Origin of the sequence: Sphingomonas sp. 3P27F8, from assembly GCF_005502745.1 — a bacterium.
In the GTDB taxonomy this organism is placed as follows: domain Bacteria; phylum Pseudomonadota; class Alphaproteobacteria; order Sphingomonadales; family Sphingomonadaceae; genus Sphingomonas.
Genome location: NZ_SCNL01000001.1, coordinates 370,573 through 395,522, shown reverse-complemented (window position 1 = coordinate 395,522; position 24,950 = coordinate 370,573). Strand labels below are relative to the sequence as shown.

At 67.9% G+C, this 24,950-nt stretch carries 25 protein-coding genes; 7 read left to right on the top strand and 18 right to left on the bottom strand.

Annotated features, from left to right (window positions below; all coding sequences use genetic code 11):
* Positions 1 to 122: 122 nt before the first annotated feature.
* Entirely contained in the window at positions 123 to 1,520 is a 1,398-nt protein-coding gene (gene mgtE, locus FFS35_RS01975) for a magnesium transporter (protein WP_137785423.1), read from the top strand.
* Between the two features lie 15 nt (positions 1,521 to 1,535).
* Positions 1,536 to 1,934, top strand: coding sequence for a DUF1489 domain-containing protein (locus FFS35_RS01970; protein WP_137785422.1), 399 nt, complete (start codon positions 1,536 to 1,538; stop codon positions 1,932 to 1,934).
* On the opposite strand, the gene FFS35_RS01965 is transcribed toward FFS35_RS01970, so the two are convergent.
* From FFS35_RS01965 to recQ, 4 genes are read right to left on the bottom strand one after another with little or no spacing between them, the layout of a single operon-like run.
* Complete coding sequence (locus FFS35_RS01965) at positions 1,829 to 2,812, bottom strand: sterol desaturase family protein (RefSeq protein ID WP_137785421.1); 984 nt, start codon at positions 2,810 to 2,812, stop codon at positions 1,829 to 1,831. The two genes, FFS35_RS01970 and FFS35_RS01965, sit on opposite strands and share 106 nt — an antisense overlap.
* Positions 2,813 to 2,822: 10 nt before the next feature.
* Positions 2,823 to 3,218: a hypothetical protein gene (locus tag FFS35_RS01960; protein ID WP_137785420.1), complete on the bottom strand. Its 396-nt coding sequence runs from the start codon at positions 3,216 to 3,218 to the stop codon at positions 2,823 to 2,825.
* 15 nt (positions 3,219 to 3,233) lie between these two features.
* Positions 3,234 to 3,668, bottom strand: coding sequence for a TIGR01244 family sulfur transferase (locus tag FFS35_RS01955; protein WP_137785419.1), 435 nt, complete (start codon positions 3,666 to 3,668; stop codon positions 3,234 to 3,236).
* 47 nt (positions 3,669 to 3,715) lie between these two features.
* Positions 3,716 to 5,482 (bottom strand): DNA helicase RecQ, encoded by a 1,767-nt coding sequence (recQ, locus tag FFS35_RS01950; protein ID WP_137785418.1) that lies wholly within the window; start codon positions 5,480 to 5,482, stop codon positions 3,716 to 3,718.
* Positions 5,483 to 5,555: 73 nt separating this feature from the next.
* Here recQ and FFS35_RS01945 point away from each other — a divergent pair, with 73 nt between their 5' ends.
* On the top strand, positions 5,556 to 5,828 hold the full coding sequence (locus FFS35_RS01945) for a GNAT family N-acetyltransferase (protein WP_137785417.1): 273 nt from the start codon (positions 5,556 to 5,558) through the stop codon (positions 5,826 to 5,828).
* A gap of 10 nt (positions 5,829 to 5,838) precedes the next feature.
* Here the strand turns inward: FFS35_RS01945 and FFS35_RS01940 are convergent, their stop codons facing one another.
* Positions 5,839 to 7,659, bottom strand: a complete 1,821-nt coding sequence (locus FFS35_RS01940; protein ID WP_137785416.1) for an ABC transporter ATP-binding protein/permease — start codon at positions 7,657 to 7,659, stop codon at positions 5,839 to 5,841.
* Positions 7,660 to 7,761: 102 nt separating this feature from the next.
* Here FFS35_RS01940 and FFS35_RS01935 point away from each other — a divergent pair, with 102 nt between their 5' ends.
* The gene (locus tag FFS35_RS01935; protein ID WP_137785415.1) at positions 7,762 to 7,992 is read left to right on the top strand and encodes a hypothetical protein; all 231 of its coding nucleotides are present in this window, start codon (positions 7,762 to 7,764) and stop codon (positions 7,990 to 7,992) included.
* A 3-nt stretch (positions 7,993 to 7,995) separates the two neighbouring features.
* Here the strand turns inward: FFS35_RS01935 and ubiG are convergent, their stop codons facing one another.
* Entirely contained in the window at positions 7,996 to 8,751 is a 756-nt protein-coding gene (gene ubiG / locus FFS35_RS01930; RefSeq protein ID WP_137785414.1) for a bifunctional 2-polyprenyl-6-hydroxyphenol methylase/3-demethylubiquinol 3-O-methyltransferase UbiG, read from the bottom strand.
* A gap of 59 nt (positions 8,752 to 8,810) precedes the next feature.
* On the opposite strand from ubiG, the gene FFS35_RS01925 reads away from it, so the two are divergent.
* Positions 8,811 to 10,070 carry an aspartate kinase gene (locus tag FFS35_RS01925; protein WP_137785413.1) on the top strand — a complete coding sequence of 420 codons (1,260 nt, stop codon included), beginning with the start codon at positions 8,811 to 8,813 and terminating at the stop codon, positions 10,068 to 10,070.
* 9 nt (positions 10,071 to 10,079) lie between these two features.
* Here FFS35_RS01925 and FFS35_RS01920 read toward each other — a convergent pair whose 3' ends face one another.
* The 7 genes from FFS35_RS01920 to FFS35_RS01890 all read right to left on the bottom strand — a co-directional run bounded on the left by FFS35_RS01920 (position 10,080) and on the right by FFS35_RS01890 (position 16,436).
* Entirely contained in the window at positions 10,080 to 10,784 is a 705-nt protein-coding gene (locus FFS35_RS01920; RefSeq protein ID WP_137785412.1) for a DUF2807 domain-containing protein, read from the bottom strand.
* Positions 10,785 to 10,829: 45 nt separating this feature from the next.
* The gene (locus tag FFS35_RS01915) at positions 10,830 to 11,558 is read right to left on the bottom strand and encodes a head GIN domain-containing protein (protein WP_137785411.1); all 729 of its coding nucleotides are present in this window, start codon (positions 11,556 to 11,558) and stop codon (positions 10,830 to 10,832) included.
* A 56-nt stretch (positions 11,559 to 11,614) separates the two neighbouring features.
* The gene (locus tag FFS35_RS01910; protein ID WP_137785410.1) at positions 11,615 to 12,358 is read right to left on the bottom strand and encodes a DUF2807 domain-containing protein; all 744 of its coding nucleotides are present in this window, start codon (positions 12,356 to 12,358) and stop codon (positions 11,615 to 11,617) included.
* Positions 12,359 to 12,470: 112 nt separating this feature from the next.
* A complete protein-coding gene (locus tag FFS35_RS01905) occupies positions 12,471 to 13,004 on the bottom strand; it encodes a CarD family transcriptional regulator (RefSeq protein ID WP_137785409.1) in 534 nt (177 codons plus the stop codon).
* Positions 13,005 to 13,263: 259 nt separating this feature from the next.
* Complete coding sequence (gene fdxA / locus FFS35_RS01900; protein ID WP_137785408.1) at positions 13,264 to 13,605, bottom strand: ferredoxin FdxA; 342 nt, start codon at positions 13,603 to 13,605, stop codon at positions 13,264 to 13,266.
* Between the two features lie 37 nt (positions 13,606 to 13,642).
* Complete coding sequence (locus tag FFS35_RS01895; RefSeq protein ID WP_137785565.1) at positions 13,643 to 13,945, bottom strand: RNA-binding S4 domain-containing protein; 303 nt, start codon at positions 13,943 to 13,945, stop codon at positions 13,643 to 13,645.
* Between the two features lie 13 nt (positions 13,946 to 13,958).
* The gene (locus FFS35_RS01890) at positions 13,959 to 16,436 is read right to left on the bottom strand and encodes a helicase-related protein (RefSeq protein WP_137785407.1); all 2,478 of its coding nucleotides are present in this window, start codon (positions 16,434 to 16,436) and stop codon (positions 13,959 to 13,961) included.
* A gap of 196 nt (positions 16,437 to 16,632) precedes the next feature.
* Between FFS35_RS01890 and FFS35_RS01885 the strand changes: the two genes are divergently transcribed.
* On the top strand, positions 16,633 to 18,093 hold the full coding sequence (locus FFS35_RS01885; RefSeq protein WP_137785406.1) for a M23 family metallopeptidase: 1,461 nt from the start codon (positions 16,633 to 16,635) through the stop codon (positions 18,091 to 18,093).
* Between the two features lie 36 nt (positions 18,094 to 18,129).
* Here FFS35_RS01885 and FFS35_RS01880 read toward each other — a convergent pair whose 3' ends face one another.
* The 5 genes from FFS35_RS01880 to FFS35_RS01860 form a co-directional block, all read right to left on the bottom strand.
* Positions 18,130 to 19,794 (bottom strand): ATP-binding protein, encoded by a 1,665-nt coding sequence (locus FFS35_RS01880; RefSeq protein WP_137785405.1) that lies wholly within the window; start codon positions 19,792 to 19,794, stop codon positions 18,130 to 18,132.
* An 80-nt stretch (positions 19,795 to 19,874) separates the two neighbouring features.
* A complete protein-coding gene (locus FFS35_RS01875; protein WP_249341391.1) occupies positions 19,875 to 20,642 on the bottom strand; it encodes a TIGR02186 family protein in 768 nt (255 codons plus the stop codon).
* Positions 20,639 to 21,553 (bottom strand): sulfite exporter TauE/SafE family protein, encoded by a 915-nt coding sequence (locus FFS35_RS01870; RefSeq protein WP_137785404.1) that lies wholly within the window; start codon positions 21,551 to 21,553, stop codon positions 20,639 to 20,641. The genes FFS35_RS01875 and FFS35_RS01870 overlap by 4 nt, the downstream gene beginning before the upstream one ends.
* A gap of 44 nt (positions 21,554 to 21,597) precedes the next feature.
* Complete coding sequence (locus tag FFS35_RS01865) at positions 21,598 to 22,605, bottom strand: hypothetical protein (protein ID WP_249341390.1); 1,008 nt, start codon at positions 22,603 to 22,605, stop codon at positions 21,598 to 21,600.
* Complete coding sequence (locus FFS35_RS01860; protein ID WP_137785403.1) at positions 22,602 to 23,975, bottom strand: glycosyl transferase family protein; 1,374 nt, start codon at positions 23,973 to 23,975, stop codon at positions 22,602 to 22,604. Before FFS35_RS01860 ends, FFS35_RS01865 begins: the two co-directional genes overlap by 4 nt.
* Before the next feature lie 124 nt (positions 23,976 to 24,099).
* On the opposite strand from FFS35_RS01860, the gene gluQRS reads away from it, so the two are divergent.
* The gene (gluQRS, locus tag FFS35_RS01855; RefSeq protein ID WP_137785402.1) at positions 24,100 to 24,945 is read left to right on the top strand and encodes a tRNA glutamyl-Q(34) synthetase GluQRS; all 846 of its coding nucleotides are present in this window, start codon (positions 24,100 to 24,102) and stop codon (positions 24,943 to 24,945) included.
* The last annotated feature ends 5 nt before the right edge of the window (positions 24,946 to 24,950 follow it).

Here is a 24,950-nt window from a genome sequence, read left to right as displayed (position 1 = left end):
GAAACCGGCGCCCTACCGCCCGGTCATCGTGATGGCAAATCGCGCACGCGCGGGTTGTCGATCCGCGCTTGTGACCATATCACCTGCCTTTGTCTGCGCGCGATACTGAAAGGGGCGACGCGATGAGCGACACCGAACTTCAGGTCGTGGACGACGAAAGCCGTCTGGATGCCGATGACCGGCTGAGGCCGGAATTCATCGACGCCGTTCTCGATGCGGTCGAATCGGGCGAGGACGAGGCTGCGCGCGCCTTGGTCGAGCCGCTTCATGCCGCCGATATCGCCGATCTGTTTGAACTGGCGCCCGAGGATCGCCGCGCCGCCCTCGCTGCGGCGCTGGCTGATTTGCTTGATGCTGACGTAATAGCAGAGATGAACGAATACGTCCGCGAGGACGTGATCGACACGCTCGACGCGCGGCAGGTGGCGGACATCGCGTCGGAGCTCGATACCGACGACGCGGTGGCCATCATCGAGGATCTCGATGCCGACGAGCAGCGCGAGGTGCTGCGCGCGATGGAGCCGGACGATCGCGCCGCGATCGAGGAGGCGCTGGGCTATCCCGAGGAATCCGCCGGCCGCCTGATGCAGCGCGAGCTGATCGCGGTGCCGGAACACTGGACGGTTGGCGACACGATCGATTTCCTGCGCGGCCATGAGGAACTGACAACCGATTTCTGGGAAGTGTTCGTCGTCGATCCGTCGCACCGGCCGGTCGGCAGCTGCGCCCTTTCGTGGATCCTGCGCACACCCAGCACGATCGCCATCGCCGATGTGATGCAGCGCGAACAGACGCTGATCCCGGTGGACATGGATCAGGAGGAAGTGGCGCTGCGCTTCCAGAAATACGCGCTGATCTCCGCCGCGGTGATCGATGCGAGCGGCCGGCTGGTCGGGATGATCACCGTCGATGACGTGGTACACATCATCCAGGAGGAAGCGGGCGAGGACACGCTGAAGCTCGCCGGCGCGGGCGACGGCGACATCAACGAGCCGCTGATCATTACCGTGCGCACCCGCGTCGCGTGGCTCGTCATCAATCTCGGCGCGACGATATTGTCGGCCTCGGTGGTGGGGGTATTCCAGGGCGAGATCGCGCGTTTCGCGCTGCTCGCCGCGCTGATGCCGATCGTTTCCGCGCTCGGCGGCAATGCGGGGACGCAAACGCTGGCGGTGGTGGTGCGCGCGCTGGCGACGAACCAGCTGACCAGCTCGAACACGCTGCGCATGCTGTTGCGCGAATTTCGCGTCGCGATCTGCAACGGCGCGGCGCTCGGCGCGGTCGGCGCGGCCGGCAGTTACGTGATCCTCGGCAACGGCGGGCTGTCGCTGGTGTTCGGGCTGGCGATGATCTTCACCAGCATCGTCGCCGGGCTGGTGGGCGTGATCGTGCCGGTGGCGCTCGATCGCGCGCGCGTCGACCCGGCGGTGTCGTCGGCGGTGTTCGTCACGACCGCGACGGATGTGATGGGGTTCTTCTCGTTCCTGGGGCTCGCGGCCTTGTGGCACCTTGGCGCATGAACCACATTCCAGGCCATGCTTCATCTCACCAAGGTCGCGTTCGGATGCAGCGCCGTCGATGATCTCTCCGAACGCCTGCGCCTGCGCGGCGAGCAGGGGCCGGTGTTCCTGACGACGCGCTATCTGCCGAAGCGGCATGAGGAAATCGCGGGGCAAGGCTCGCTGTTCTGGATCATCAGGCACGCGCTGGTCGCACGCTCGCCGATCCTGTCGTTCGGCGAGGCGGAGGGCGGGCGCGTCGCGATCCATATCGATCCCGTGCTGCGCTTGACCCATGCGCGCCCCAAGCGCGCGCACCAGGGCTGGCGCTATCTTGAGGCGGCGGACGCGCCGGCCGACCTTTCCGACGGCGAAAGCGCTGTGGCGCTGCCGTCGGCGCTGGCGGGGAGGCTGGTGGAACTCGGCCTCATCTGACCGGCCAGCCATGCCTGCCTGAGCGTCTCGCTCGTTTCCCGGCTGTTGTCGTGGCTCCAGCCCGGCGGTCGCCAGATATAGCCCGGCTTCGCACGCCACGGCGCCCGCCACACATCGCGCGCGATCCCGATCCACTCGTGCGTTGCCGCCCACAGCAGGTTGAACGAGCCGAGCTGGTGGACGATGCCGTAACGCGGGCGTTCCTCGTCTAGCTCCGCTTCGAACGTGCCGAACACTTTGTCCCAGATGATGAACACGCCCGCGTAGTTGCGATCGAGATAGCGCGGGTTCGTGGCGTGGTGGACACGGTGGTGGGAGGGGGTGTTCATCACCGCCTCGAACCATCGCGGGAAGCGGCCGATCAATTCGGTGTGAATCCAGAACTGGTAGATGAGGTTCACGCCCGCCACGAAAAACACCATCGCCGGCGGAAAGCCGATCAGGAACAGCGGCAGGCGAAAGATGAACGCGAGGCTGAAGAAGCCGGTCCAAGTCTGCCGGAGCGCGGTGGAGAGATTGTAATGCTGCGAACTGTGATGGATGACATGGCTAGCCCAGAACCACCGCACGCGATGCGCCGATCGATGAAAGGCGTAATAGGCAAGATCGTCGACCACGAAGGCGATGACGAACCAATACCATTGCCAGCCGATATCGAAGAGCCGGAAGCGCGACACCCATGTCGCCATCGCGAACACCGCCCCCGCTGACAGCACCCCCGCCACCGTGCTGCCTAGCCCGAGCATCAGGCTGGTCAGCGTGTCGCGCGGCTCGTAACGCCGGCGATCGCGGAAATGAGCGACGACCATCTCGGCCAGCACCAGCAGGACGAAACCGGGCACGGCAAGGCTGACGGGATCGGGCAACTGCGGCGCCATGCCGCTTAGTTTACACGCGTGTCAGTTGCGGTGCCAGCCTTCGTACATCGAGCGCGTCGACGCCGCGCAGCGTGACCGCGCCGAACCGCCGCTCGCCGGTTTCCACCACCATGCCGCCCGGCGCCGCGCGCACCGCTTCCCAGGCGATCACCCGGGCCGCGATCCGCGCGCCATGCACTTTCAGCACGACCACGCGGCGATCTTCGCCAAACACCAGAGCGGCGCGGCCATCGGCGCCGATCACCGCCGACACGCCGGCGAACCCGGCGATCGCCTCATCCGCCGCAACGATCGCATCGGCCTCTTCCACCAGCATCCGATCCACGCGGCCCAGCCGCAGGAACGCGGCGATGCCGCCCAGCGCGAGCACCGCCGTGAGCGAGCCGCCCAATGCCAGCCAGTTCATCGTGCCCAATCCGCGTCAGCCGCGCGACGCCACCGCATCCATCAGCGGGCGCAGGTTGGTGAGATCGTAACCAGCGCCAGCGCCCTTGGCCGTGAGCTCGTCGCGATCGGCGCCGTTCTGTGCCTGCGCGAGCGCCCACAGATTGCAGGAGCGCGTGCCCGAGCGACAATAAGCGAGGATCGGGCCATCGGCATTGGCCAGCGCCTCCGCCATCGCGCTCACCTGCGGCTGGGAAAAGCCGGCGTGGGTGATCGGGATCGCTGTATAGGCGAGGCCGGCATCCTCCGCCGCCATACGGATCGCATCGCCCCCGGGCTGCGCCGCTTCCTCGCCGTCCGGTCGATTGTTGACGATCGCGACGAAGCCGGCGGCCTTGATGGCGGCGATATCCTCCGGGGCGATCTGGGGCGCGACGGAGATGGTGGCATCAATGGGGCGGATATCGAGCATGGCACTCCCCTAACGCAGCTTGTCGCGGGATTGAACCGGGTGAGCGATCAGTTTTCGTGGATAACCTTGAGGAACGCGGCGCCATATGCGTCGAGCTTGCGCTGCCCCACGCCCGCGATGCGCGCCATCCGATCCAGCGAGGCGGGGCGGGCGGCGGCCATCTCACGCAACACCGAATCATGAAAGATCACATAGGGCGGCACCTGCGCCTCCCGCGCGAGATCGCGGCGCTTCTCTCGCAATGCCTCGAACAGCGGATCGCCGACGGGGTTGGGGGCCGCGCCTTCACCGCCCTTGCGCCGGCGTTCGCGCTTTGGCGGCAGGACGAGCGCCACCTGCTCCTCGCCCTTCAGGATCGCGCGCGCGGCGGGGCCGAACTCCAGCCCGCCGTGCGGATTGGCGCGCAACGCGTCACGCACCTGGAGCGCGCGGCCGACCGGCTTGAGCAGCGCGCTCTCCTCACCATCGACGATCCCCCACACGGAAAGCGATTCGTGGCCGCTCATCAGGCTGCGCTCGCTCGATTTTCCGGTCAGCACCTGCTCCACATAGGTCGAGCCGAACATCTGGCCGGTGCGGAACACGGCGGAGAGATATTTGCGCGCCGCCTCCGTCACGTCGACCGCGGCGGGGGGCGAGAGGCAATTGTCGCAATTGCCGCATGACGATGGCGGATCCTCGCCGAAATGCTGGAGGAGGATGCGCCGGCGGCACCCCGCCGTCTCCACCAGCGCGCCAAGCGCGTTGAGGCGGGTGCGCTCGCCCGGCTGGCGATGCGCGTCCACCTCTGCGGTGCGCTGGCGTGCGCGCGCGAAATCCTCCGCCCCCCAGAACAGATGCGCCACTGCCGGATCGCCATCGCGCCCGGCGCGACCGGTTTCCTGATAATAGGCCTCGATCGATTTCGGCAGCCCGGCATGGGCCACGAAGCGCACGTCGGGCTTGTCGATCCCCATGCCGAACGCGACCGTGGCGCAGATCACCATCTCCTCCGATGCGACGAACGCAGCCTGATTGGCGGCGCGCACCGCCGGATCGAGCCCGGCATGATAGGCGCGCACCGGCCGGCCGGTGACGGCCAGCGCCTCCGCCATCCGCTCCGTGCCGGCGCGCGTCTGCGCATAGACGATGCCGGGGCCCGGCGTGGCGCGGACGAGATCGACGATCTGCCGCGTCGTGCCGTCGCGCGGGGTGATCGAATAGCGGATGTTGGGCCGGTCGAACCCGGCGACGATCATCCCCGCCGCCGGGATGCCGAGCTGCTCGAGAATGTCGGCGCGGGTGTGCGCGTCGGCCGTTGCGGTCAGCGCCAGCCGTGGCACGTCCGGGAAGCAATCGAGCAGCGGGCGCAGCAGCCGGTAATCAGGGCGGAAATCATGCCCCCACTCGCTGACGCAATGCGCCTCGTCGATCGCGAACAGCGCGACACGGCCACGCCGAAGCAGCTCGCGGAAATCCTGCGTCGATGCGCGTTCGGGCGCGATATAGAGCAGATCCAGATCGCCATCGAGGAAGCGCCCGCGCGTTTCGGCGCGGTTCTCGTCCACGCTCGTAAGCGTGGCGGCGCGGATGCCGACCGCCTCGGCCGCGCGAAGCTGATCGTGCATCAGCGCGATCAACGGGGAGACGACCACGCACGTCCCCTCAAGCATCACCGCCGGAAGCTGATAGCACAGCGACTTGCCGGCGCCCGTCGGCATCACCGCCAGCGTGTTCTCCGCAGCCAGCACACGACGCACCACATCGCGCTGGACGCCGCGAAAATCGGGAAAGCCGAAGACGCGCTGGAGCGTGGAAACGGGATCGGCAAGCATGACCGGGGCGCTATAGGGGGCGAAAGGGGCGCGGCGCCAGCCCGCGCCGACCAACGGCCAGAAAGGACATTCGATGGATATCGTGCGCGACAACCGGGCGGAGCAGGAATTCGAGCTGGACGTGGACGGTCAGCGCGCGATCGCCGCCTATCAGATGGAGGGCAACCGGATCGTCTTCACCCACACGCTGGTGCCCAAGGCGCTGGAGGGACGCGGCGTGGGATCGAAGCTTATCCGTGCGGCGCTGGACAGCGCGCGCGACCAGCGGCTGAAGGTGGTGCCGCAATGCTCGTTCGTGCGCGCCTATATCCAGCGGCACGACGAATATCGCGACCTGCTGGCCTGATCGCGGCCGGTCATTCCGCGGCGAGCGCTTCCTCGCGTTCCTTCGCCTGCCGCTGCCACATCTCCGCATACAGCCCGTCGCGGGCGAGGAGCTGCGCGTGGGTGCCCTGCTCCACGATCCGCCCCGCCTCCAGCACGACGATGCGATCGGCATGGACCACGGTGGACAGGCGATGCGCGATGACGATCGTGGTGCGGCCGCGCTCGATCGATTCCAGCGTCGCCATGATCTCCGCTTCGGTACGGCTGTCGAGCGCGCTGGTCGCCTCGTCGAGGATCAGGATCGGCGGATCCTTCAACAGCGTGCGGGCGATAGCGACGCGCTGCTTCTCGCCACCGGACAGCTTCAATCCGCGCTCGCCGACCCGCGTGGCATAGCCTTCCGGCTGGCGCTCGATGAAGCCGGCGATCGCCGCGCCGCGTGCCGCCGCCGCAATTTCCGCATCCGTCGCGCCTTCGCGGCCATAGGCGATGTTATAGCCGATCGTGTCGTTGAACAGCACCGTATCCTGCGGGACGATGCCGATCGCCGCACGCAACGACGCCTGCGTTACGTTGGCGATATCCTGACCGTCGATCGTCAGCGTGCCGCCGGTCAGATCGTAGAAGCGGTAGAGCAGCCGCGCGAGCGTGGATTTGCCCGCGCCGGACGGGCCGACCACCGCGACGGTGGAGCCGGCCGGCACGTCGAGATCGATGCCTTTTAAGATGTCGCGCCCGGCATCGTAGCCGAAGCGGACGTTCTGAAACCGCAAATGCCCGTTCGTCACGCGAAGCGGCAGGGCGCCCGGCGCGTCCACCACCTCGGCTGGCGTATCGACCAGATCGAACATCGCGCCCATATCGATGACGCCCTGCCGGATCGTGCGATAGACCATGCCCAGCAGATCGAGCGGCCGGAAGAGCTGTGACAGCAAGGTCGAGACCAGCACGACATTGCCGGCGGTGAACTTGCCCTGTCCCCAGCCGATCACCACCCACGCCATGCCGCCCGCGAGCATCATATTGGTGATGAGGGCCTGACCGATATTCAGCCACGCCAGGCTGTTTTCGGATTTCACCGCCGCGTTGGCATAAGCGGTCATCGCCGCTTCATAGCGCCGGCCCTCGCGCGCCTCCGCCCCGAAATATTTCACCGTCTCGAAATTGAGCAGCGAATCGACCGCATGCGCCACCGCGCCGGTATCCAGATCGTTCATGCGCTGGCGCAGGGCCGCGCGCCAATCGGTCACCCAGCGGGTGAACCAGATATAGAGGGCGACCATCGCCAGTGTCGCCACGACGAGCTGCCAGCCGAATTTCGTCCAGAAGATGCCGATGACCAGCCCAAGCTCCAGCACCGTCGGCGCGATGTTGAACAGCATGAAATAGAGCATCGTATCGATGCTTTTGGTGCCGCGCTCCACCACCTTGGTGACGGCGCCGGTGCGGCGTTCGAGGTGAAAGCGCAGCGACAGCTGGTGGAGATGGCCGAACACCCGCACCGCCAGCGTCCGCGTCGCTTCCTGCCCGACGCTTTCGAACACCGCGTTGCGCAGATTGTCGAACAGCGTGGTGCCGAAGCGCGCGACGGCATAGCCGGCCGCGAGCAGCACGATCAGCGTGACCGGGCTGCGCGATCCCGGCGCCATCCCGTCCACCACGCCCTGCAACGCGAACGGCGCGCCATAGACCTGCACCAGCTTCGAGCACACCACCAGCAGCAGCGCGCCGGTGACGCGCGCGCGGACTCCGGGCGCGTCCGCCGGCCAGAGATAGGGCAGGAAACGCCGGAGCGTCGGCCATAGCGGGCGGTCGGCAGTGAGGGCCGTGGTGGGATCGATGGGGGGCATGTCCGCCTCGCATGTCAGGAGCCGGGCGCGCTACGTCAATCCCTGTCACGGAACTGTATGGCGGGGCGGACCGTTGGCTTTGTAACAAGTGGAGGCAGGGTCATGGGTCCGGTGTTCTACGTGATGGCCATCATGGGGTGCGGCGACGGGCAGGCGATGTGCACCGAAGCGCGTGTCGAACCAGTGCGTTACGCCACGATCCAGCAATGCCAGGCCGCGGCACCGGCCGCACTGGCGCGCAACACCGATCTGTCGTTTCCCGAGATCAGCGCGTCATGCCGGTCGAACGGGTTGCAGATGGCGCAGCAGAATGCGCGCCGCCCACGCGGCTGATCGTCAGGCCGAGAGCGCCGTCATGAAATAATCGAGCGCGGTGGACGATCCCAGCGCGAAGCCGGTGCCGGGCGAAAATGTTAGACCGTGCACATCGCTGACGCGCATGTTCGCTTCTTCCAGCATCGCTGAAAGCTCGTCGGGCTTCAGAAAGCGGTGCCAGTCATGCGTCCCGCGCGGGATGCGCCCGGTGCCCTCCGCCACGGTGATGAGCGCCAGGCGCGACAGCGGCGTGCGATTCGGCGTGGACAGGATCAGCAGGCCGCCGGGCGCCACCGCGCCCGCCAGCCCGGCGACGAACGGCTGCGGATCGGTGACGTGCTCGATCACCTCCATGCAGGTGACGAGATCGAATGTCTCACCCGCCACCGCCTCGATTCCTCCGACGCGATAGTCGATGGCGAGCGGCCCCGCGTGATCGCGCGCGGCGGCGATATTTTCCGGCGCGGCATCGATCGCGGTGACGGCGGCGCCCAGCCGGGCGAGCGGCTCCGCGAGCAGCCCCGCGCCGCAGCCGACATCCAGCACGCGCCTGCCGGCGAGCGGGGTGAAGCTCGCCTCGTCCGCCCCCCAATGCGCGTCGATCCGCTGGCGGATATAGGCGAGGCGCGGCGGGTTAAGCCGGTGGAGCATCGCCGATGAGCCGCGCGGGTTCCACCAGTCGGCCGCCATCGCGCCGAAGTGCGCGGCTTCGCGCGGATCGACCGATGAAGGTGAGGTTTGCGGGCTGGTCACTTTTGTTACGGTTGCGTCGGCCATGCGCCCTTCCTATCAGTGCCGCCGTTTTCCCCCAAGAGCGAGGTTGGACGACAGCGACAATGGCGCGCATCGTGATGAAGTTCGGCGGCACCTCGATGGCCGGAATCGAGCGCATCAGGAGCGTCGCCGCGCGCGTGAAGCGTGAGGTCGATGCCGGCAACCAGGTCGCGGTGGTCGTTTCGGCAATGGCGGGCGAGACTGACCGGCTGGTCGGCTTCTGCCGCGAGGCGTCGCCGCTTTACGATCCGCGCGAATATGACGTGGTGGTCTCGGCGGGCGAGCAGGTGACGAGCGGGCTGCTCGCGATCGCCCTGCAGGCATACGGCGTGAAGGCGCGCTCGTGGCTGGGCTGGCAATTGCCGATTCGCACGTCGGACGCGTTCGCCAAGGCTCGTATCGGCACGATCGATACCGAGGCGCTCGACGCCAGCCTTGCGGGCGGCGAGGTGGCGGTGATCCCCGGTTTCCAGGGCGTGCATGAGGGACGCGTGACGACGCTGGGGCGGGGCGGATCGGATACGTCGGCGGTGGCGGTGGCGGCGGCCATGAAGGCCGACCGCTGCGACATCTACACCGATGTGGACGGCGTCTATACCACCGATCCCCGCATCGTCCCGCGTGCGCGCAAGCTCGCCAAGGTGACCTATGAGGAAATGCTGGAACTCGCCAGCGTCGGGGCCAAGGTGCTCCAGACGCGCTCGGTGGGCCTGGCGATGAAGGAAAAGGTCCGCGTTCAGGTATTGTCGTCCTTCACCGGCGAGGACGCGCCGATGGCGGACACATTGCCCGGCACGATGATCGTGGGCGAAGAGGAGATCGACGACGTGGAACGCCAGCTCATCACCGGCATCGCGCATGACAAGAACGAGGCGAAGATCACGCTGACCAGCGTGCCTGACAAGCCCGGCGCCGTGGCGGCCATCTTCGAGCCGCTGGCCGACGCGAACATCAACGTCGACATGATTATCCAGAATATCGCGCACGGCTCCGGCTCCACCGACGTGACGTTCACCGTACCGGCGGCGGACCTCGCCCGCTCGATCGAGACGCTCAATCAGGGGCGCGAGCGGATCGGCTTCGCCGAGCTGGTGCACGACACGCGCGTCGCCAAGGTTTCTGTGGTCGGCGTCGGAATGCGCAGCCACGCGGGCGTCGCCTCGACGATGTTCACCACGCTGGGCGCGCGAGGGATCAACATCCAGGCCATCACCACCAGCGAGATCAAGGTATCCGTGCTGATCCATGAGGACGAGACGGAGCTGGCGGTGCGGGTGCTGCACACCGCTTATGGCCTGGATGCGGAGGATGCGGCGGCCTGAGCGCCGCCGCTACTTGCCCGTGCCGCAGACGACGGGGCCGTCGGCAGCCGTCTTGACCGTGCATTTCGGAGTGCCGAGCACGGTTACCTTGCCCAGACCCGTCGTCGTCACCTGAGCGGTATAGCGCGCGCTGGCGCGGGTTTCGCCGGTGCCGTCGACGCGTACCGTCAGATCGGCGGCGGAGAGCGCGGCGGCGTCGATCGTGGCGGCGCCGCTGCTCGACAGCCGAACGCGATTGGCGCGGCCGGCGAGGCGGATCGATCCGGTGCCCATGACCAGCGCGGTGAGCTGATCGGCCTCCACGCCCTCCATCGCCAGCATGCCCGATCCGTTGACGTTGAGATCAAGGCGCTGCGCGGAAACCTTGCGCGCCGTGACCCGCGCGCCCGCCGTGAGCAGGATCGTGCGAAGCTGCGGAGTGGAGAGCGTGACCACCACCGGCGTCTGGCTGGATGCTGCCCGCGGCAATTCGCCCCAGCCGCCCGGGCCGAGCCGGACGGCCAGCGTCGTCCCTTCCACTTTCAGATCGAGGCGATCGAGGATCGCCGGGCTGCCGGTCGCGCTGGCGCGCGGGGAGCCGCCGGCGGTGATATGCACCTCGAACGGGCCATCAACGCGCAGGCGATCGTAACTGCCGACGCTGTAAGTGCGTTCGGCGGCGAGCGCCGGAGTGGCCATGCATGCGACGAGCGCCAGCGCTGCGGTATATCTCATGCGCGAGACCGTTGCGCGAACCCGGTCCGCGCGCAAGCCCGGGCGTTACCCGCCGCAACGCACCGAGCCGGAGCCGGCCGTGCGCGAACTGCATTTCGCCTTCGGCCCGAGATCGACATCGCCAGAGCCCGCGATGGAGACCTTCGCCGCGCCATCGACCGCCGCGCTGACGTTGCCCGATCCCGCGACATCCACCGTCGCGGCACTGGCGGAAAGATTCTTCCCCTCGAAATTGCCCGATCCGGCGATCGAGACCTTGATCTGCCGCGCGGTGCCTTGCGTGGCGGCGATATCGCCCGATCCGGCGATCGAGAAGCTGGCATTGTCCACCGCTACCGCGCCGATGGTGATGTCACCCGAACCGGACAGCTTGCCATCGAACGCCGCGCCCTCGACGCGATCGACCGTCATGTTGCCCGAACCCGACAGGCCCGCCCGCGCGATCCGCGGCATGGTGATGTACACCTTCGCCCTGGTGTCCGATCCCCACGAGAGCCAGCTTTGCTTGCGGCCGACGCGCAGCGCATCGCCATCGCGAACGATGCGCAGGTGATCGAGAACCTTGGGATCGCCCTCGGCGCGGACCGAGAAGGACGAGCCGACGCGCACATCCACGTCATCCGGCCCGCGCAACTGCACCGCGGCGAAATCGCTCGCGGCATAGGCGCGGGTCGATCCCGATCCGCTTGGCGGGATCGACGCCGTCGCATCCTCATCGTGAAGGGTGCCGCAGGCAGCGAGCGGCATGAGCAATAAGAGGGTGAAATAGCGCATGTGAGACCTCCTGTGTATTATCGAAATAACACACGTAGGGGGGACAAGCAATCGGATCATGCGCCGCAGCGCGCCTTGCCGCTGCCGGAGCGACTGACGGTGCAGCGCGCACGCGGGCCGAGATCGGCGTCTCCGCTGCCGGCGATCGACACGCGGGCGTCTCCCTCCACCTGCGCCCGAACCCCGCCCGATCCGGCGATCGATACGCTGGCTGCGCGCGCGCGCAGACGATCCCCGGCGAACCGCCCGGATCCACCGATGTTCACCTTGATTTCGCCAGCATTGCCTGCCGCCGCGATCGAGCCAGACCCGCCGATCGAGCCGGTCAGCCGCTCCACCGCGACATTGCCCAGGGTGAGCGACCCCGAGCCGCCGACCGCCGCATCGAAGCGGGGGCCCGACACGCGATCGACGGCGATCGAACCGCTGCCGCCGATGCTCGCACTCTCGATGCGCGGCATGGTCACCACGAACTGCACCGCCCGCAGCGCGCGATCGTCACGAGGGTGGTTGCGATAGCGCGGCTCGATCTGCAGCGTGGTGCCGTCGCGGAATACCCGCACATCGGCGAATGCCCGCGCCGGGCCGGTCGCGCGTACCGAGAAACCCGGGCCGACCCGCACCTTCACCTGCGACGGCAACGCCAGGCCGATCGCAGTGAAACCGTCTGCCGGGTAGGAAAGGGCGCCGCCATCCTCCCGGGGAGCGATGCCGGGGCCGCGATCGTTGCTCCAAGGAGCGGCGGGGGCGGCAATCGCGATCGCGGCAAGTGGAAGCAGGGCAAGCGACAGAAAGCGCATCGGGAATTCTCCTGGTGTATTGCGCTTTCAATACACCAAACGATTACGCCCGTAAACGAAAAAGGGGCGACCGGCGGCCGCCCCTTTCGATTTTGCGCAACGGCGCCGGCGATCAGGCGGGCGTCTTGTCCTTGTTGTAAATTGCCGCGGCGGCGCGAAGTATCTCGAGGATCTTCTCCTGTGCGGCCGGCTCGTCGATCTGCTCCATCGCGGCGAGCTCGCGGGCGAGACGGCTCGTCGCTCCTTCGAAGATCTGGCGCTCGGAATAACTCTGCTCCGGCTGGTCGTCAGCGCGGAACAGGTCGCGCACCACCTCGGCGATCGACACCAGGTCGCCCGAGTTGATCTTCGCTTCATATTCCTGCGCGCGGCGCGACCACATGGTGCGCTTCACCTTGGGCTTGCCCTTCAGCGTTTCCATCGCCTCGCGCATCGTCTTGTCGGACGAAAGCTTGCGCATGCCCACCGATTCCGCCTTGTTGGTCGGAACCCGGAGCGTCATCTTCTCCTTTTCGAAGCGCAGAACATACAGTTCGAGCTGCATGCCGGCGATTTCCTGTTTCTGCAGTTCGATGACCCTGCCAACCCCATGCTTGGGATACACGACATAATCACCGACATCGAAATGCAGAGCCTTGGCAGCCATTTAGGGGCCTTTCGTCAGGATATGATCCCGCCACCCGCGGCGCGGTGAAAGCCACGTCGAGGATTTTGCGAGAGGATAAGGATTGGACATCTCCGGTAGCCGTCGGGTTCGATTCCGACCGCCGTGGATGCATATAGCATGCCTGTAATAAAATTGCCAGCATCACCATGGCAGTGATGCTGGCCTGTCTCATCTGGGGTTCACGCGCGGATGCATTGCACGTGATCTCAATGGTCTCGGCGCCCGCGCGCCGGCTGTCTCAGTCCCCCGCGCCGGGCTCCGCCGAGAAATATTTGTCGAACTTGCCGGTTTCACCCTTGTGCTCGTCGGCGTCTTCCGGGGTCTGATCGCCCTTGCGGGTGACGTTGGGCCATTGCGCGGAGAAGGTATTGTTCAGCTCCAGCCACTTTTCCAGCCCGCTCTCCGTATCGGGAAGGATCGCCTCGGCGGGGCATTCCGGCTCGCACACGCCGCAATCGATGCACTCGCTCGGATTGATGACGAGCATGTTCTCGCCCTCATAGAAACAGTCGACCGGACATACCTCGACGCAATCCATGTACTTGCAGCGGATGCAGGCGTCGGTGACGACGTAGGTCATTGCCGGAAAACTCCCCTGGGACGAAATTATCCCGCTGCTATGCTGCGCGACCGGCGTCGTCAATTGCCGGCGTTTGATGCGAATGGTTATCAGTGAGAAGTTCCTGATAGCAGGCCCGCGCTTCCGCCGGTGGGCCGCGCCGCGCCGGCAGCGCCTCGACGCGCAGCACGCGGACGCGGCCGTGCTGCGCGAAGGTGAGGATGCAGCCGATGCGGACCGGCGCGGCGGCGCGATCGACGGCGCGACCGTTCAGTCGCAGGTGCCCGTCACTCGCCATCGCTTGCGCGGCGCTGCGCGTCTTCACGATCCGCGCAAACCACAGGAAGCGATCGAGCCGCATCGCCTCGGTCACGTCAGCCACGGCGCAGTGTGGCAAGGGCGGCGAAGGCATTGCCTGGCTGCGGCGGCAAGGGTTCGGCACGGCGGGGCTGCGGGCGGCCGTGCCAGCGCCAGCCGGTCGCGCCCTCCACATCCTGCACCGGGCGGAAGCCAAGCTCCGTCATCAGCCGCGCGATCGTCGCGGGATGCAGCCCCATCGACGTGGCGAGCGCGGGATCGGGGGCGAAGGGCTGGCGTCCGTTCCGGGCTTCGTGCGCGGCCTGCGCGATCCGCTCGACCAGATCGATGCGCACCGCCTGCGTCGCCAGCGGGCGGAAGCCCATCGCCAGGGAGGCGCCGGGCGTATCGCGCGGCACGGCGGTGGCGCCGGTGGGGGGCGTCGCACCCGCGGTGCCCTGCGCGGCGAGCAGCGCGATCCGCCACGGCTGGGCGCGCGGCTTGAGCAGGCGCGGGTCGAACAGATCGAGCGCGCCGATCGTAACCCCCGCTTTGCGGAGCCGGTGGCGATCGGCGGCGGCAAGCGCGTCGATCGCGGCGCGCAGCGGCAAGCGCTCGGCGAACCCGGCGCCCGCCTCGAGCGCACCGGCGATGCTGCGGAGCGCGGCGGTCGCCTGTTCGTCGCGCGACAGGTCGGCCAGCCGCGCGAGCGACGGAAGGGCATCGCGAATCGCCTCCGCGATCCAACCACGCACCCGTGCGCCCACCTCGCGGCGCAACCCGGCATCGAGGCAATCGAGCGCGGGGTCGAGGACCGCGCCCGGCCGAGCGAGCGAGCGGCCCGCCTCGATCCGGGCCAGCACGTGCCCCTGCCAGCGTATCTCGCCCGCGTGCATCGAGAGTTCGTCGTCCGGCGCGTCCACCACCGCGCGGGCGCGGCGCGCGCGCTCCACCGTGAGGCGCTTCTCGGCCGTCGCGAGCAGGAGGCGCTTGTCTGCCGCGCGCGCCTCCGGCGCGACGATGAAGCGAAAGCCGTCGAGCCGGCCGATCGGGTGCACGTCGATCGAGACATCGCCATTGTCCTCGATCGTCACCGGCAGCGCGCCCGCGCCGCCGCCGATCTGGCGGATCAGCGCGCTGGTGCGCTTGTCGACGAAGCGCTGGGTCAGGCTGGTATGGAGCGCGTCGGACAAACGCTCCTCCACCGCCAGCGTGCGCGCCGCCCAATGCGCCGGATCGGCGAGCCAATCGCCGCGCTGCGCGATATAGGCCCAGGTGCGGATCGCCGCGAGCCGCCCGGCCAGCGTCTCCACATCGCCATCGGCGCGATCAAGCCGCGCGACCTCGTCGGCGAACCATTGATGCGGGATATGGCCATCCGCGAGATAGGTGAAGATGCGCGAGACGAAGCGGGCGTGATTGTCGGCGCCGAGCTTTTGGAAATCGGGAATGCCGCACGCCGCCCAAAGCCGCGCCACCTGCCCTTTCGCGCGGGCGCGGATCGCGGGATCCTCCGCCAGCCGGCGCAGCACCGCAAGGTCGATCGCTTCCGGTGCGGCGCGCAGCATCGGATCGCCGGGCCGGGCCGAAAGCGAGGCGATGAGCGAATCGAGGCTGGACAGATCGGGCCGCCCCTCGCGCCAGTACAGTGCGTCGAGCGGCGGAAAGCGGTGCGCCTCGATCGCCAGCACCTCTTCGGGCAGAAATGCTTCCGCGCCGTCCTCCACCAGCGCGCCGAACGTGCCGTCGCGCTGATGCCGCCCGGCGCGGCCGGCGATCTGTGCCATTTCGGCGATCGTCAGCCGGCGGCGGCGGCGCCCGTCGAACTTGTGCAGCCCCGCGAAGGCGACATGCGCCACATCCATGTTGAGGCCCATGCCGATCGCGTCGGTGGCGACGAGATAATCGACCTCGCCCGCCTGAAACATCGCCACCTGCGCGTTGCGTGTGCGCGGCGAGAGCGAGCCCATCACCACCGCCGCCCCGCCGCGCAGTCGGCGCAGCATCTCGGCGACGGCATAGACCTCCTCCGCCGAGAAGGCGACGATCGCGGAGCGGCGCGGCAGGCGGCTGATCTTCCTTGCGCCAGCATAGCTGAGCGTCGAGAAGCGCGGCCGCTCGACGATCTCCGCCTCTGGCACGAGGTGGCGGATCACCGGGCGCAGCGACGCCGAGCCGAGGATCATCGTCTCCTCGCGTCCGCGCGCATGAAGCAGCCGCTCGGTGAAGACATGCCCGCGTTCCGGGTCCGCTCCGAGTTGCGCCTCGTCCAGCGCGACGAAGGCGGTATCCCGCTCGGATGGCATGCTTTCGGCGGTGCACAGGAACCAGCGGGCATCCTTCGGCACGATGCGTTCCTCGCCGGTGATGAGCGCGACCCGCTCCGCCCCCTTCAGCGCCACCACGCGGTCATAGACCTCGCGTGCCAGCAACCGCAGCGGGAAGCCGATCATGCCGCTGGAATGCGCCGCCATCCGCTCCACGGCGAGATGGGTCTTGCCGGTGTTGGTTGGGCCGAGCACCGCCGTAATGCGGGCATTGTCTGGAACGCGCATGTCGGATGTTACATCGGCGGGGCGGGGCGCGGATGCAAGTTTGAGCCGCTTTGCCGCAGCGCGCGAACGCCCCGCCGCATCGGAACCTGCGGTTTCCAGCGGTTAATTTGACTTTAGAACTTGCCGATTACATCCCCGCATCGGGATGCGCCGGGGGCTCGGCGACGGTGGATTTTTTGGGGGAAACCTCCTCGCGATGTTTCTGCGTGAACAGCCTGGACTTGAGCTGGCCGGCGGCGCCGGTTCGTTCGGCCGCGCGCTTGTCCCGGTAAAACCGCGTTCGCATTACGAGCGGCTGCATGGGTTGCTGGGCGGGATCGACTGGGTGCCGGATCTCGGTGCCGAGATCGGCTCGCTTACCTGGTGGCGCGGACTGGCGACGTGCTCCGTGCTGTGCGGCGCGGCGATCCTGACCGCGCCGGGAATTCGCCCGGTGCCGGGGCATGAGTCAGCCCCGCTGGCCGGCGCGGCCTGGGAAGAGGCGCGACCGCTGGCGATCGCGCCGCTCGGGCTCGGCGGCGGCACAGGGCGGCGGATGGCGGCGAGCGACCTCGTGCGCCCGCTCGCCGAAACGCCCGAGCGCCCGGTGATCGAGCTTACCGCGACGCTGGCCGACGGCGACCGTTTCGCCGCCGCGTTGCAACGCGCAGGTGTCGGCCGGGCCGATGCGGCCGCCGCCGCGACGCTGATCGCGCAGGCGGTGGCGCTCGATGATATCCCGTCAGGCACCGTGCTGGATCTCACCCTCGGCCGCCGCGCCGACAAGCGCGTGGCCCGCCCGCTCGAGCGGCTCGCGTTCCGCGCGAAGTTCGACCTCAACCTCACGCTCAATCGTGCCGGCGACGCGCTGACGCTGGAACGTCACCCGATCGCGATCGATCACACGCCGCTGCGTGTGACCGGCCGGGTCGGCTCCAGCCTTTATCGCTCCGCGCGCGCCGCCGGCGTACCCGCCCGGCTGGTGGAGGCGTATATCAAGGCGCTCGCCTCGCGCGTGTCGATCGGCCGCGACGTGCACGCCGACGACCGTTTCGACATCATCGCCGAGCAGGCGCGCGCCGCCACCGGTGAGGTGCAGATCGGGCAGCTCCAGTTCGCCGGCCTCGATCAGGGTGGCAGGAAAGTTCAGCTCGTCCGCTGGGGCGAGAACAGCCAATGGTGGGATGCAAAGGGCCAGAGCGAGCAGCGCGGCGCGATGGGCATGCCCGTCGCCGGCCATGTCACCTCCACCTATGGCAACCGCATCCACCCGCTGCTCGGCTTCATGCGCATGCACAAGGGCATGGACATCGGCGCGCCCTATGGCGCCCCGATCCGTGCGGCGGTGGATGGCGTGGTCGCCCAGGCCGGGCGTGCGGGCGGCTATGGCAATTTCGTCAAGCTCAACCACCCGGGCGGCGTCGCCACCGGCTATGGCCATATGAGCCGGATCGCGGTGCGTGCGGGTCAGCATGTCGCGCGCGGCCAGGTGATCGGCTATGTCGGATCGACCGGCCTGTCCACCGGGCCGCATCTGCACTGGGAAGTGTGGAAGAACGGCGTATCGGTGAACCCGCGCAGCATCTCGCTGTCGAGTGTCGCCGTGCTTTCCGGCAAGGCGTTGCGCGAATTCAAATCGAAAGTGGCGACTCTGCTGGCGACCGCACCGGCGCATTGATCCGTGCGGCGCAACGGCCGCCCGCGGTTTTCGTCCTTATTTCCCCTGCACGCGCCATTTCTGGATGGTGCGCTCGATGATCTCCTCCTCGTGGCCGACCTCCTTCCATAACTGGGAGAAGAGCGGGTCGGCGGAGGCAGGGCGACGCTCCTCTTCCAGCGTGTCGAAGGCGACGCGGATCGGGATTGCGACACCTTCGCCGCAGATCACGCATTCGCGATTGCGCAGCGCCGGGATCGAATCGAGGAAGCCGCGCGCGCCCTCCGGCATCGCGGCGCGGACGAACGCCTGGTCGCGATCGTTGTTGAGGCGCATGGCGATGATCGTGCCGCATTGCGACAATACGCCCTCCGCAAGATCGGACGGGCGCTGCGTGATAAGGCCGAGAGAGACGCCGTACTTACGACCTTCTTTGGCGATGCGTCCCAGGATGCGCGAGACGGAGCTGCTGGCGTCGCGGTCAGACGGTATGTAGCGGTGCGCCTCCTCGCAGACGAGCAGGATCGGCCGCTGCGGCTCGTTGCGTGACCAGATCGCGAAATCGAATACCATGCGGCTGAGCATCGCCACCACCACCGAGGTGATCTCGCTTGGCACGCCCGACACGTCGATGATCGAGATCGGCTTGCCATCTCCCGGGAGGCGGAACACGCGGGCGATGAAATTCGCCATCGTGTCGCCCACCAGCATGCCGGAGAACATGAAGCTGTAGCGCGGATCGGCCTTGATCTCCTCGATCTTGGATTTGACGCGGAGATAGGGGGCGCTGCTGCTCGCCTTGTCCATCTTGCCCATCTCGGCCTGGATCTGCGCGGTAAGGTCGCTCAGCAGATAGGGCACCGGCGCGTCCACCGTTAGCTTCGGAATGGTCTGTCCGACGCGGCTCTTGGCGCGTGCAGCAAGCAGGCATTTGGCGAGAATGTCGGCATCAAGCTGCCGGTCGGCGCCTTCGCTGGTGAGGAACACCTCGCAATGTTCCTCGAAGTTCATCAGCCAGTACGGCATCTGCAGGTTCGACACGTCATAGAGCGCGCCGTTGGTGCGGAAGGCGGCGGAATATTCGCCGTGCGGATCGATCATAACGACATGGCCGTGCGGCGCGGCTTCGCAGATGCGGTGCAGGATCAGCGCGGCGGAGGTCGATTTGCCGGTGCCGGTCGAACCGAGCAAGGCGAAATGTTTGCCGAGCAACGCATCGATGAACAGCGCACCGCGAATGTCGCGCGTCGGGTACACCGAGCCGACCTCGATCGAGGCGCGGTCATCGGCGGCATAGACCTGGCGCAGATCCGCCTGCGTCACGGGGAACACCTCCGCGCCCGGAGTCGGATAGCGGGTGACGCCGCGCCGGAAGTGATAGAGCTTGCGCGTGAGCTTCTCTTCGCCGCCTTCGCCGAGGAAATCGATCGTCGCGATGATCCGCCCGCTATCGAGATCGTCGAGCTTCAGCGAGCGCACGTTGGCGATCAGCCAGTTCGATCCGACCGGCACCTTGATCTGGCTGCCGACCTGTCCCGCGACGGCCACTACCGGATCGGGATGCGTGGCGAAGCTCGCCAGCGCCGCCATATCCAGCATCACCTTGCTGGAAGAGCCGCCGATCTCCAGCACGATCCCGATCGGCTCTGGCAGCGCGGAAGGAACGTGCGGCGCCTCGGGCCGGGTGTTCGTGAAGGCGCCAGGCGCCGGCATCTCGGTCATGCGGTAGATCCCACGGGTCGATAGAACCTGGGAATCATCGCCCAATTTGGTAAATTAACGGTGAGGTTGCGCGCCGCCCGTCAAACGCGGCGCGCGATCACCCCAGCCCCCCAGCCGAGCAGCACCGACAGCGCCACCGCCGTGACGCCGTACAGAAACGATGATTTGTCCGCCGCGCGCGCCACGAAGCGCTCGAAGCCCGATTTGCGCACGTCGATGTCGCGCACCGCCGCGCCCAGCACCTTGCCGTCGCGGATCAGGAAGGTCTCGGCGGTGAAGCGCCCGACAGGAACGCGGGCCGGGATTTTCATCCTGGCGCGATAGAGCACGCCGTCGGTGATCTCCACGGCGCGCGGCGCCTCGTAATAAAGCCCGTTGCGCGAGCGAAGATCGACCAGCCCGTTGGTAAAGCGATCCTGCACGTCGGATGGCGCGGAGGAGGTGGGGGAGAGCTGGAGACTGTCCAGCCCCAGCTCGTAGATCGCGCGCGTCCGATCGTCGACGAGATCGCGGATCGGGCGGGACGAGGCGATCGCGTAGAAGCTCGGCGCAGAACTGTAGCGCAGGCGATCGGCGTTCACCCAGATGCCGGCGACCTTCTCCTTCTCGCGGATCGTGATCGATTCGACCGGCCCTTTCACCACCACCACCACGTCGATCGGGTGGCGTGCATCGGCGCGGGGTTCGCCGGGCGGCAGGAGGATCGCGCCGAACAGCAGCAGTTCCGCCCCGGTGAAGCTGTAGGCGATCTCGATCTCGCGCTGCGACACGTCGGGCACCAGCACCGGCTTGGCCTCGGCCATCACCAGCGGCGCGGCGAGCGCCAGGCCGATCGCCCAGCGCTTCACGACAGCTCGACCGTGTAGATCTCGTCCGGCTTCCACCCCAGCCCCACGCCGATCCGGATCGCGACCAGCAGCACGATGATCGCCAGCGCGAGGCGCAGGTATTCCGGCCGCGCCTTTTCCGCGAAGCGCGCGCCGACCTGCGCCCCGGCGACCGACCCGAGCAGCAGCAGTGCGGCAAGCACGATATCCACCGCCTTTGTGGTGGTGGCGTGGACCATTGTCGCCGCGGCGGTGACGAACAGGATCTGGAACAGCGAGGTGCCGACGACCACCTGCGTCGCCATGCCGAGCAGATAGATCATCGCCGGCACCAGCACGAAGCCACCGCCGATCCCAAGCAGGATCGTCAATATACCCGTCGCCACGCCCAGCAGCAGCGGCGCGAGCGGCGAGATATAAAGGCCCGAACGATAAAAGCGCATGCGGAACGGCAGGCTGGCGACCAGCGGGTGATGCCGCCGCCGCCTGGGCCGCGCCGCCGCCTTGCCGTGGACGATGCGAATCGCCTCGATCGATTCCTTCAGCATCAGCCCGCCGATCGTGCCGAGCAGGAGCACATAGGTGATCGCGATCGTCGTATCGATCTGTCCCGCGGATTGCAGCAGGCGGAACAGCCACGCGCCCAGTAGCGAGCCGACGATGCCGCCCGCGACGAGCACACCGCCCATCTTCAGATCCACGCCGTCGCGGCGAAAATACGCGAACACGCCCGAGACGCTTGCGCCCGTCACCTGGCTCGCTGCGCTGGCGGCCGCGACGGTCGGCGGAATGCCATAGACGATCAGCAGCGGCGTGGTGAGGAATCCGCCGCCCACGCCGAACATGCCCGATAGCAGCCCGACCCCCGCGCCCAGCGCGATGATGACAAGCGCGTTCACCGAAAGATTGGCGATCGGCAGATACAGGTCCATGCGCGAGCGGTAAGCGTTTCGCGGGCGGAGCGGAAGATCGGGCGCTAGAAATCCGCGCCGATCGACAGCGCGGGGCCGGATTCCGGCCGCGCGTCCCCCGCGACGCGCTGCCGCCATTCCAGCGAAACGCGAAGCGGAAGGGCGGCGGGAATGGCGATGCTCGCCGCCGGGCCGACATCGAATCGTGATGCGCCGCGCTGCGCGCCACCCCAGGCGCCCAGACCAAGCTCGACGCGCGCCGTGCCGATCTTTGCGACGCGGCGCCGCAGATGCGCCGCACCGTCGACGAACGCTTCGCCCCCGTCGCGCGCGATCACGCCTGCCTGGCCGTATCCTTCCAGTGCGAAGCCGGCCGCGATGGGCTTTGGCGGCAGGCCGGCGATAACGCCGGCAGCCGGGCCACCGCGCGAACCGGCGAGTGCGATACGTTGTTCGGCGAAAAGGTGGATCGGCAGGGCGGTGGGCCGCCAGTCCAGCCCGATCGCCGCTTCGCGTTGGCGCACCGCCAGTGCCGAGGATATCCGCGCCGCAACGGAAAGGCGGCGCGAATCGCCCAGCGCATAGGTCAATCGCGCGCCGGCCTGGCTGCCGCCGAGTTGCGGGGAAAATTGCGCCGCCGCGCCCGCGCCGCGCGCGATCAGCCAGGCGCTGGCGGAGAGCCGTGAGCCAGCACCGCGATCGGGCGGCGGCAATGGTGCACCGATCGCTTCGCCCGGTTGCGGCGCGTTCAGCCGTGCGGAATCCGCAATCGCCTCCACCGGGGCGGGCGCGGTGAGCGCGAGCGTGAGCAGCGGCTCCCCCTGTCGCGACGCAGGTGCCAGGGCCGGTCGCGTCCATCCGGCGCGCGCGATAGGTTCGCCGCGATCGATCGCCGCCGCCGCCGGCGCGAAGGGCCCGGCATCGGCGGCGGGCGCGCCGATCAGCTGAGGCGCGGCGGCGGCGACAAGCGCAGCCACTGGCTCTTCCGCCGGCCACAGGATCGCGACGCGCACGCCAATCCACCCGCCGACAATCGCCATCACGAAGCGCAGCGGGCGGCTTTCGCCGATCACCGCCCGGTTCCGCCGAGACTGGCGGGGAAGGCGTGGGCGGTCTTGTCCCACTGCGGCGCGCGGCCAGCGAGCAGCGCGGCATAGCGGATCGCCGCCCGCCGCGCCGCGAGCAGTGCGATCAGATTGCCGGCGATCATCCGTAACGGTGCCCAGCGTGCCTCCCGCCAGCCATAATTGTGCGCGGTAAAGCCGATCCGCCATGCCGCGCGCCACAGCAGCAGCGCAAGATTGATGGTGAGGATGGTCGCCAGCGGCGCGCCTGGATTCGGCAGCGGGGAGTGCGTCAGGGCGTGGCCGGTCGCCGACACTGCCCAGCCGAGCAATGCGGCATAGCCGGCGGCCAGAACGATCACCGCCAATGTCGCGCGCCGATCTCGAACGCGCATCCAGTGATCGCCGAGATCACGCATCCGCCCCCAGCCAAGGCGGTCCCATCCGGCGAGCGCGATCCCCGTCATCCACCGGGCCTTCTGCCGCACCGCCGCGCCGATGGTCGAAGGGAAATATTCGCGCACCGAGATAACCGCGCCGCCAGCGTGCTCCCGCACCCGCGCGAAATGCGCGGCATGGCCCGCAGCGGCGAGGCGCAGGCCAAGTTCGTAATCCTCGACGAGGCTCCCGGCGTCGAACGGTGCGCCATGATCGGTGGTGATGGCGGCAAGCGCGTCGCGGCGGATCGCGCAGCCGACCCCGGCGAACGGCAGGCCGGCCTTCAGCGCGGTGCGCACGACCAGAGATTTGCCGTGCGCCTCGGCGAATTCGTCGATGTAATGGCCGGCCACCAGCGGCGATTCAGGGCGTGGGAGTGGCAGTACCGGGATTTGCACGGCGGCGTGCGTATCGATCAGTGCGTCGAACAGGCGAAGTTCGGCCGGGTGCACCACGTCCTCCGCATCATGGAGGACGATCGCATCGACCGGCGCGCCGCTTCGCCCCAGCGCGCGCCACAGCGTGTTGAGGCAATCGGCCTTGGTTGTCGGGCCGGGGCGGTCTCCCACCACCAGCGTCACACGCGAATCCTGCGCAGCGACTGCCGCCACCTCGCCGATGGTGGCGCTGTCGTTGGGATAGCAGCCGACCAGGATGCAGAAATCGGGATGATCGAGCCGCGCCAGCGTCGCGCGCAACATCGCGCCGATCACCGCGCTTTCATCCCACGCCGGCACCAGGATCGCGAAGCGATGCGGGACGGCGGGCGAGGTGAGTTCGTCCAGCACGGGGGCGTCGCTGCCGTGGACGAGGCGCCGGACGAGCCACACAAGATCGATCAACAGATCATCGACGCCCCCGATCAGGAAGCCAGCGGCGGCGAACAGCGTGACCTCACGGGTCGCCGCATCGATCCACGCCAGAACTTCCACTGCCCCCAAGCGCCGCTCCCCCGATTCGGCACAAACAGTTTCGCATTTTACGTAAGTTACGCAATCATTATGACAGCTTTACAGCCCGGGCGGCTTGCTGGTCAGGATTGCCGGAACCGCGCGTCAGCGCCAAATGGCGTGCGTGATCGTCACGCGTTTCGCCCCATCGCCGACCGGCCAACTGCATCTCGGCCATGCATGGTCCGCCATCCGAGCGCATGACCTTGCGCGGGAGCGGGGCGGGCGTTTCCTTTTGCGGATCGAGGATATCGACGGCACGCGCAGCCGCCGCGAGCATGTCACCGCGATCATCGAGGATCTGCGCTGGCTGGGGCTGGAGTGGGACGGGGAGGTCGTGTTCCAGTCGCGGCGACTGGACCTCTATGCAAACGCGCTGGATCGGTTGCGCGCGCGCGGTTTGCTCTACCCCTGTTTCTGCACGCGGGCGGAGATCTCCGCCGCCGCCAGCCTTGCCGCGCCGCATGGGCCGGAGCCGCTGTACCCCGGCACCTGTCGCGGGCTGGACGCGGACGGACGAATGCACGAGCCGCATTGCTGGCGGATCGACATGGCGAAGGCGGCGGCGCTCGCCGGGCCGATGGTCTGGGCCGATCATGGCGCGCCGATCGCGGCCGATCCGCTGTCGGCGGGTGACGTGGTGCTCGCGCGCAAGGACGCGCCGGCAAGCTATCACCTCGCGGTGACGATCGACGATGCGGCGCAGGGCGTGACGGACGTGGTGCGTGGGCGGGATCTGTTTGCCGCCACGCATGTCCACCGGCTGTTGCAGGCATTGCTCGATTTGCCTGTGCCTGCGTGGCACCACCATGATCTGCTTGCCGGCGCCGATGGCGAGCGCCTCGCCAAACGGCACGGCAGCCCGACGCTCGCGGCGATGCGCGAGGGCGGGGCGGACGGGCGAGTGCTGGCCGAGATGCTGCGGAGCGGGCGGCTTCCCAACGGGATCGTGACGGCGTAGGAAGC